Origin of the sequence: Bradyrhizobium genomosp. I (2014) (assembly GCF_000261685.1) — a bacterium.
In the GTDB taxonomy this organism is placed as follows: Bacteria; Pseudomonadota; Alphaproteobacteria; order Rhizobiales; family Xanthobacteraceae; genus Bradyrhizobium.
This window is the reverse complement of the sequence record NZ_AJQE01000315.1, coordinates 1-7,413: the sequence shown is the minus strand read 5'-3', so window position 1 is coordinate 7,413 and position 7,413 is coordinate 1. Positions and strand designations below refer to the sequence as shown.

The following is a 7,413-nucleotide window of genomic DNA, read 5'->3' as shown; positions in this document are numbered from 1 at the left end:
GGGGAGAGGGGTGGCCCAGCAAATGGTAGGAGCCGTCGTCGCGCTGCTGTTCGCAACGGCGCGCTGACGTGAAGCTCACCGCGCCGCGCCTTCCGTGAAGGCCGTCTCGATCACCTCGCCGAATGGCTGCCAGGAACGGCCGTCGAACTGGACGAGCCGCATCTGTCTGATCGGCAGATAGTTGCTGGAAGAGGTGTTCATCTGGATTTTGGGCAGGGCAAGGGAAGGGTGATATCCCCTGAGCGAAGCCGCCTGACGCATGATGTTCTCGCGCGAGAAGTCGTCGCCGCATTGCTTCAGCACCTGGGTCAGCGCCTCGGCCGCGGCGTAGCCATAGAGTGCGGCGCTGTTGTTGGTGCTTTCGACCCGATGATATTTGTCCATGAAGGCGAACCAGTCCTTCATGGCCGGATCGTCTTTCCAGGCGGGATCGCTCGGATCCTTCAGAAACGCCGCCGAGATCACTCCGGCCGAGTTCTCCAGGCCCGCGGGCGCCATCGCATTGGCGATCGATGCGGAGGCATCGTTGACGATGATGACCGGGTGCCAATTGAGCGACGCCGCCAGCTTGATCACCTTGGACGCTGTCGACGGTACGCCGAGAAAGACGAAGATGTCGGCGCCCGCGCGTTTGAGGATCGAGACGTGTCCTTCGAGATGCTCATCGGCAATATCGAAGGCGATGTCGACGAGGACGTGCCGGTTGAGATCGCCAAGGCCTTCCTGGATGCCCTTGTAGAGCATGAGCCCGAACTGGTCGTTCTGCCAGAGCACCACGATCTTCTTCCTGGGGTAATAGGCCTGGATGTAGTTGGCGTAGATGCGCCCCTCGGACCTGAACGACGGCTGCCAGCCCATGGTCCAGGGAAACGCCTTGGCCTGGCTCAGCTCCTCGTCGCCGGAGGCGACGAACAGCTGCGGGACTTTCTTCTCGTTCAGATACCGGCGCGTCGCAAGATTGCCCGGCGTACCGAACGAGCCGAACATCAGGTGGACGTCCTCGCCCTCGACCAGATTGCGCGTGAGCTCCAGCGCAGTCGCCGGATCGGAATTGTCGTCGCGCGTGATGAAGCGGATCTTGCGACCGTTGATCCCGCCACGCGCGTTGATCATGTCGAAATAGGCGGCCTCCGCCTGGCCGATGGCGCCGAACTCCGACAGCGGTCCCGAATAGGGCATGACATTGCCGATGCGGATTTCCTCGTCGCTTGCCGGTTGCTCGGCACGTTGCTGGGACATCGCGCCGAGCGAGGCGAAGGCGGCGATCAACACGAACAGCAGCCTGCAGGTGACGCGCATGCTCGACACCTTGTCGTTGGCCCCCCAACGAAATCGGCTCAATCCGCACCAAGGCGAGTTGGTGTAGGTCAAGCGTTTGGCAATCGTGTGGCTGGGTGGCTTGCTTCGAAACAGCGCAGCCGAAAGCGGCAGGCGTGCTGACGCGCCGCGACGGCGAGGCGTCGATTTTCTGATCGAGAGAGTCCCCGTGTGGCACCCCTCTCCCTAGCCCTCCCCCGCAAGGGGGGAGGGAACGTACCTGTGCGTGTGGTTGGGGTCGGAGTGAGCAACTTGCATTGAGTTTTTTAACTCGGCTCTAGCCGCGCCGCTTTGGGCTTTGAGCCCAGCTCTCGCCGCGCGGCATACTGCGCTCCCTCCCCCCTTGCGGGGGAGGGTGGGGGAGAGGGGTGGCCCAGCAAACGGTCGAAGTAATGAGCCCGCCGCCCTCTACGGCAGCCCGCGTGCCTCGAGCTGATGCACCAGCAGGAGCGTCGGTTCGGCGAGGCTGTCGCCGGAGCCGTCCAGGCCGAAGGCGCTCGCGATGCCGTGGCGGCTGCGCAGGAGTGCGGCGCGCGGACAATGGCCGGCGCCGCAGAGCGTCTTCTTCAGGGTCTCGCCCTGCGCCACGAGGCCGGCGGAGTCGTCCGCGGCCCAGGCCAGCACGATCGGCACATCGACATTGAGGATGCCGGGGAAGACCGATCGTTTGTCGTACTGGGTGGGGTCAGTGCCGAGATAGGCCTTCTCGCTGTCGCTCGCGTCCTTGCCGACGCGGTAGATCCCGGACACCAGCACGACGCCGGCGACGTCGGCGCGGTCGGTCTGGAGTTCGGGATGGGCCAGCAGGGTGGCGACGTGAAAGGCGCCGGCGCCGTAGCCGACCGCGACGATTTCGCGGGCATCGCCGTTGAAGAGGTCGATATTGCCGTGGACCCAGGATAGCGCCGCCGCCAGGTCGGACGCGCCGGCCGGCCAGGTCGCCGACGGCGCCAGGCGATAGTTGACGCGGACCCCGATCATGTCGTTGCGCGCGGCAAAGCACATGGCCTGGTCCTGGATCTGGCGCGACAGCTCGGGCGCGGTGTGGTCGCCGGTAAAGGTGTCGCCGGCCACGAACAGCAGCACAGGCCGCGGCGTATCCGCCTTGGTCGCGCTGGTCGCGACATCGAGCACATTGGCCTCGCTCTCGCCATAGCGCAGACCGCGCGAGAAGGTCACCTGCTCGCACAGCCGCGCGGTGCCGCCGGCGGTCGTGTCGTTGTCGGTGAGGCCCGCCTGGACGAGCCCGGTGGGCGGCGATAGTCGCGCCGGCAAAATTCCGTGTGCGGAAGCCGCGGTCATGGTCAGAAGCAGGAAAAATGCCAGGTAATTCTTCATGGTGATGCCGGCCTCGCGGACCGATATTGGCTTGCCGATTTGGCCTGTCTTTTCAATTCGCCTCATTAGTTGGCTGATGTTGAGGCGAATTCACGGCACCTTCGCCCGGCAGGCGGCCAGCGTGGCGTGGGCCTCAGTCTGGCAAGCAGCCGCGGATTGGACCGCAAGTTCGCGGGCCGCGCGACGATTGCGCGGTGCGGCCACTTTGTCCCGGTCTGTCAAGCCCTTGCCCGGCGCCACCCAGCCCCGCACCGGAAATGGCGTCCTACTGTGCATGGGGTTGTTTTCGCATTTTTTGTTGGGCCGGCCCGTCAGGCCCGCTTCATCGTCCGGAAGGTGATGGAGTAGCGGCGCGCCCCGACCGGCGGAATGCTGTGCTCCCATTGCGACCGCGCCTCGCCATCCATCATGTAGAGCGAGCGCGGCAGGGCTTCGAGCGTGCGGCGGTCCCATCTGTCCCCGTGGCGGCGGCGGAAGCGGAATTTGCAGGGCGAGCCGAGCGACAGGCCCAGGATCTCCTTGAAGTGCGGCTTGTCGCGGTGCCAGCCGATGCCCACGCCGACCTCATATTCGGTGCACAGCACCTGCTGGACGCTGCCCTCCGGCAGCCGCGCCCATGTCTCGCCCTGACGCGCCAGCGGCAGCAGCCAGTCCGGGATCGGCTCGGCCTCGGTCAGCCGCTGCAGCGCGTAGTCATAGCGATAGCCGAACGATGCCACCCGGCGGTTGCCCTCGAAGGCGCCGAACTGGAAGCGCTGGAGCGGCAATGCTGCGATGCGGCCGATCAAGTCCTGCTCGACGGCGCGATCGATGAAATTGTCCGTATAGCGAAGGCCGGCGGGGTCTGCTTCCGATTTGGCGAACAAACCAGGCTGCGTCATTTCTCGCATTTCCGTGATGGAACCTAATGGCGGCTGATGCGACTTATCTATGACGCGGGAAGAAACGTGCGAGGCTGTCATGGCAGAGAAGCATACCGCCGATCCGGTGGAGATCATGCGGGCGACCGGTCATCCTGAACTGGAATATGCCGCCGGCTGGACCATCGCTGGTCTCGTCACCATCGCCACCATCGTCGCCGCCTGGGTGTTCGCGATCTAGGCCACAGGGAATTGGAGCTCGAAGGCGACGCCCTCGTCGGTCGGCTTGAGCCTGATCGAGCCGCCATGGTTTGGTTCGCCATCACCGCACGCGCGATCCCGGTGCCGCCCTGGTGGAAGCGATCAACGCCGGTGTCGATCTGCTGCTGGTCGCCTATGACGGAGCTTGGTTCTATCGCGTCTTCGCCTGCGCTCTCGACGGAATGCGACAGGGCAAGCCCGACACGGCGATGCTGCGTGCGAGCGAGATGCGGCTGGAGAAAGGCTTTCCGACCGCGCAGGCGGAAGCCGCTTCATTCGATAGAACGTGTCTACGACCATTCCTCATGATGTTGACGGAGCTGCAATCCTCATCATGCATTGTACTTCGAATGCAGGTGCGATATGGCTCTCGCGCTTTGCAGAGGCGGAGACGAGCTTTGTCGAAACAATCCCTGCGCGAGGAGGCCGAACGCCTGATCCGCGAATCGATGGAAAAGAAGACCATCGTCGTGAAGCAGGGCACGACCCGCATCGAGGCCGTCTGCGGCAAGTGCGGCGCGCCGAACCGGGTGCAGGCGGAGAAGGGGCAGACCCGGGTCAAATTTGCGTGCAAGAGCTGCGGGCACAAGCAAGAGACGCTGTAGGCCGTGGTGCCAGCTTCTCCCACCAGGGGAGAAGGAAGGAAAGATCTAGCCTCTCTCCACAAACTTCTTGAACGCATCTGCGTAATCCGGGTGCCAGCGCGACAATGGCGGGCGGTTTTCGACGATGTCGCCGGCGGCCCAGAGCATACGCTTCTCATCGAGGGCGCGCGGCACGTCATTGTCCGGACAAAGAATGTAGAAATCGCCGGCCTCCAGCCGTGCCAGCATGAAATCCACGGTCTGCTCCGGCGTCCAGGCGCCGGCCGGCTTCTCGGTGCGTCCCTTCGCGGTCAGGCCGGTGAAGACGAAGCCCGGGATCAACAGATGCGCTGCGACGTGGCAATCCTTCGTGTTGCGCAGCTCATGCTGGAGCGCTTCGGTAAATGCCTTCACGCCCGCCTTGGAGACATTGTAGGCGGGGTCGCCCGGCGGCGTGGTGATGCCCTGCTTGGAACCGGTGTTGATGATGAGGCCTGGTTTGCCGCGCGCGATCATGCCGGGCGCGAAGATGCGCGAGCCGTTGATGACGCCCCACATGTTGACACCGATGATGCGCTGCCAATGGTCGGGCTCGCCAAACAACGTGCTTCCGGGCTGGATGCCGGCGTTGTTCATCAGGATGTCGGTGCCGCCAAACCGCTTGCGTACGGCGCGCTCCAGTTCCGTCACGCTCTCGACCGTGCCGACATCCACGGCCAAGGTCATCGCGTTTGTGGCAGCCGTGACGGATGACAGTCTTGTTGCAGCTTCTGCCAATCGTGTCTCGTCGACATCCGCGATACACACCTTCATTCCAGCGCACGCAAAGGCGGTGGCGGCGGCAAATCCGATGCCGGACGCGCCACCTGTGATCACGGCAACGTTGTCTTTGACGATGGCGGGATGTGGCATGGATCGTCTCCATTGTGGGCTGTCGGTCGAGCTATAACATGGCACGCGCGCGACCCCGCACAAGTCGGCATGGGAGACCTTCGTTCCGCGCTGCCTTTACGCCTATCCGGCACGGCTGTATCCTCGGCCCAACGATCCCGCCCAGATCGAACCAATCCATCACCTGACAGGGAGTGCAGCCATGGCTGTATCGCAGGCTATTCCGATCACGCGCCATCCGTTCGCGAACGGGTCCTACAAGCAGATGCTGATCGACGGGAAGTGGGTGGATGCAGCCTCGGGCAAGCGCTTCGAGACCCGCAATCCCGCCACCGGCGAGCTGCTCGCAACCGTCGCCGAAGGAGACAAGGAAGACATCGATCACGCAGTCGCGGCCGCCCGCCGCGCCTTCGAGGGTCCGTGGAGCAAGGTCAAGCCGTTCGAGCGGCAGAACCTGCTCTTGAAGCTCGCCGACCTCGTCGAGAAGAATTTCGACGAATTGTCGCAGCTCGACACGCTCGACATGGGCGCGCCTCTCAGTCGCACCCGCGCCTATCGCCTGCGCGCCGTCGGCATGCTGCGCTATTATGCCGGCCAGACCACGGCCATCCATGGCGAGACCATCGAGAACTCGCTGCCGGGCGAGATCTTCTCCTACACGCTGAAGGAGCCGATCGGCGTCGTCGGGGCCATCATTCCCTGGAACGGCCCGCTCACCGCGACGATCTGGAAGATCGGCCCGGCGATCGCGACTGGCTGCACCGTGGTGCTCAAGCCCGCCGAAGAAGCGCCGCTGACCTCGCTGCGCATCGCCGAGCTGGCGATGGAAGCGGGCATTCCGCCCGGCGTCATCAACGTCGTGCCCGGCTATGGCGAGACCGCCGGCGCCGCGCTCGCCTCGCATCGTGACGTCGACAAGGTTGCGTTCACCGGCTCGCACGTCACGGGCCAATCGATTATCCGCGCCTCGGCCGGCAACTTGAAGCGCGTCTCGCTCGAGCTCGGCGGCAAGTCGCCGGACATCGTGTTCGCGGATGCCGATCTCGATGCGGCTGTGCCGGGTGCGGCCATGGCGGTGTTCGCCAATTCGGGGCAGATCTGTAGCGCCGGCACGCGCCTGTTCGTCGAGCAGTCGATCTATGAAGAATTCGTCGGCCGCGTTGCTGAGTTCGGCAAGAAGCTGCAAGTCGGCAACGGCCTCGATCCCAACGTGCAGATCGGCCCGCTGGTCTCCGAGCAGCAGCTCGAACGTGTCACCGGCTATCTCGACATCGGCCAGAAGGAAGGCGCGAAGGCGCTTGCCGGCGGTGGACGCGTCACCGAAGGCGCGCTCTCGAAGGGCTTCTTCGTCTCACCGACGGTGTTCGCGGGCGTCCAGGACAACATGCGCATCGCGCAGGAGGAGATTTTTGGTCCCGTCATCTCCGCGATCGCGTTCAAGGACATGGACGAGCTGGTCAAGCGCGCCAACAACACCACGTTCGGCCTCGGCTCTGGCTTGTGGACGCGCGATGTCAGCAAGGCCCATGCGGTGGCGAAATCGCTGCGCGCCGGCTCGGTCTGGGTCAACTGCTACCAGGCGATGGATCCGGCCGTCCCGTTCGGCGGCTACAAGATGAGCGGCTACGGCCGCGAATCGGGCAAGCAGCACGTCGAGGAATATCTCAACGTGAAGGCCGTCTGGATCAAGACGGCGTAAAACCTGCTCTCTCGCGTTCCGCGAGAGGGAATATTTGCATTCGTAGGGGCGGCGCCTTTTCCGGTGGCCGCCCCTCGCGATATGATCCGCATCCTTTCATAGACATTCGGGGCCCTCATGAAATTTGAAGCGTTGTTCAAGCCGTTGCAGGTTGGTCCGTACAAGCTTGCGCATCGTGTCGCGATGGCGCCGTTGACGCGGATGCGGGCCGAGCGCGAGAGCTTTTCGCCGCGGCCGCTAAACGCCGAATATTACGGCCAGCGCGCGACGAAAGGCGGGCTGATCATTGCCGAAGCCTCGCCGGTGCTCTCGCACGGCCGCGGCAATCCGGCGACGCCCGGCATCTATTCGGAGGCGCAAATATCGGGCTGGCGCAAGGTGGTCGACGCGGTGCACGCAAAGGGCGGCATCATCTTTCTCCAGCTCTGGCATGTCGGCCGGGTCTCGCATTCCTCCTTCCACG

General features: G+C 64.2%; 8 protein-coding genes and 1 pseudogene. 5 read left to right on the top strand and 4 right to left on the bottom strand.

Annotated elements, in window-relative coordinates:
* Positions 1–75 precede the first annotated feature (75 nt).
* The 3 genes from IC50_RS28870 to IC50_RS28860 form a co-directional block, all read right to left on the bottom strand.
* Positions 76–1,299: an ABC transporter substrate-binding protein gene (locus IC50_RS28870; RefSeq protein WP_035712769.1), complete on the bottom strand. Its 1,224-nt coding sequence runs from the start codon at positions 1,297–1,299 to the stop codon at positions 76–78.
* A gap of 426 nt (positions 1,300–1,725) precedes the next feature.
* The gene (locus IC50_RS28865; protein ID WP_035712773.1) at positions 1,726–2,655 is read right to left on the bottom strand and encodes an alpha/beta hydrolase; all 930 of its coding nucleotides are present in this window, start codon (positions 2,653–2,655) and stop codon (positions 1,726–1,728) included.
* Between the two features lie 311 nt (positions 2,656–2,966).
* Positions 2,967–3,536 carry an alpha-ketoglutarate-dependent dioxygenase AlkB gene (locus tag IC50_RS28860; RefSeq protein WP_035712767.1) on the bottom strand — a complete coding sequence of 190 codons (570 nt, stop codon included), beginning with the start codon at positions 3,534–3,536 and terminating at the stop codon, positions 2,967–2,969.
* Positions 3,537–3,615: 79 nt separating this feature from the next.
* On the opposite strand from IC50_RS28860, the gene IC50_RS42625 reads away from it, so the two are divergent.
* From IC50_RS42625 to IC50_RS28855, 3 genes and pseudogenes are all read left to right on the top strand, one after another.
* A complete protein-coding gene (locus tag IC50_RS42625) occupies positions 3,616–3,756 on the top strand; it encodes a hypothetical protein (RefSeq protein ID WP_193374166.1) in 141 nt (46 codons plus the stop codon).
* 106 nt (positions 3,757–3,862) lie between these two features.
* Positions 3,863–4,051, top strand: a pseudogene (locus IC50_RS43360) (glycoside hydrolase family 3 N-terminal domain-containing protein); the annotation flags it as partial.
* Between the two features lie 123 nt (positions 4,052–4,174).
* On the top strand, positions 4,175–4,381 hold the full coding sequence (locus tag IC50_RS28855) for a hypothetical protein (protein WP_035712771.1): 207 nt from the start codon (positions 4,175–4,177) through the stop codon (positions 4,379–4,381).
* A gap of 45 nt (positions 4,382–4,426) precedes the next feature.
* Here the strand turns inward: IC50_RS28855 and IC50_RS28850 are convergent, their stop codons facing one another.
* Positions 4,427–5,272: an SDR family NAD(P)-dependent oxidoreductase gene (locus IC50_RS28850; protein WP_035712764.1), complete on the bottom strand. Its 846-nt coding sequence runs from the start codon at positions 5,270–5,272 to the stop codon at positions 4,427–4,429.
* Positions 5,273–5,453: 181 nt separating this feature from the next.
* On the opposite strand from IC50_RS28850, the gene IC50_RS28845 reads away from it, so the two are divergent.
* Positions 5,454–6,950 carry an aldehyde dehydrogenase family protein gene (locus IC50_RS28845; RefSeq protein ID WP_035712762.1) on the top strand — a complete coding sequence of 499 codons (1,497 nt, stop codon included), beginning with the start codon at positions 5,454–5,456 and terminating at the stop codon, positions 6,948–6,950.
* A gap of 117 nt (positions 6,951–7,067) precedes the next feature.
* On the top strand, positions 7,068–7,413 hold a 346-nt coding region (locus tag IC50_RS28840; RefSeq protein ID WP_035712760.1), incomplete at its 3' end, for an oxidoreductase.

What these genes read in the sequence shown, in the direction of transcription:
- IC50_RS28870 (WP_035712769.1), bottom strand. Translation starts at nt 1,299, where the DNA reads ATGCGCGTCACCTGCAGGCTGCTGTTCGTGTTGATCGCCGCCTTCGCC.
- IC50_RS28865 (WP_035712773.1), bottom strand. Translation starts at nt 2,655, where the DNA reads ATGAAGAATTACCTGGCATTTTTCCTGCTTCTGACCATGACCGCGGCT.
- IC50_RS28860 (WP_035712767.1), bottom strand. Translation starts at nt 3,536, where the DNA reads ATGACGCAGCCTGGTTTGTTCGCCAAATCGGAAGCAGACCCCGCCGGC.
- IC50_RS42625 (WP_193374166.1), top strand. Translation starts at nt 3,616, where the DNA reads ATGGCAGAGAAGCATACCGCCGATCCGGTGGAGATCATGCGGGCGACC.
- IC50_RS28850 (WP_035712764.1), bottom strand. Translation starts at nt 5,272, where the DNA reads ATGCCACATCCCGCCATCGTCAAAGACAACGTTGCCGTGATCACAGGT.
- IC50_RS28845 (WP_035712762.1), top strand. Translation starts at nt 5,454, where the DNA reads ATGGCTGTATCGCAGGCTATTCCGATCACGCGCCATCCGTTCGCGAAC.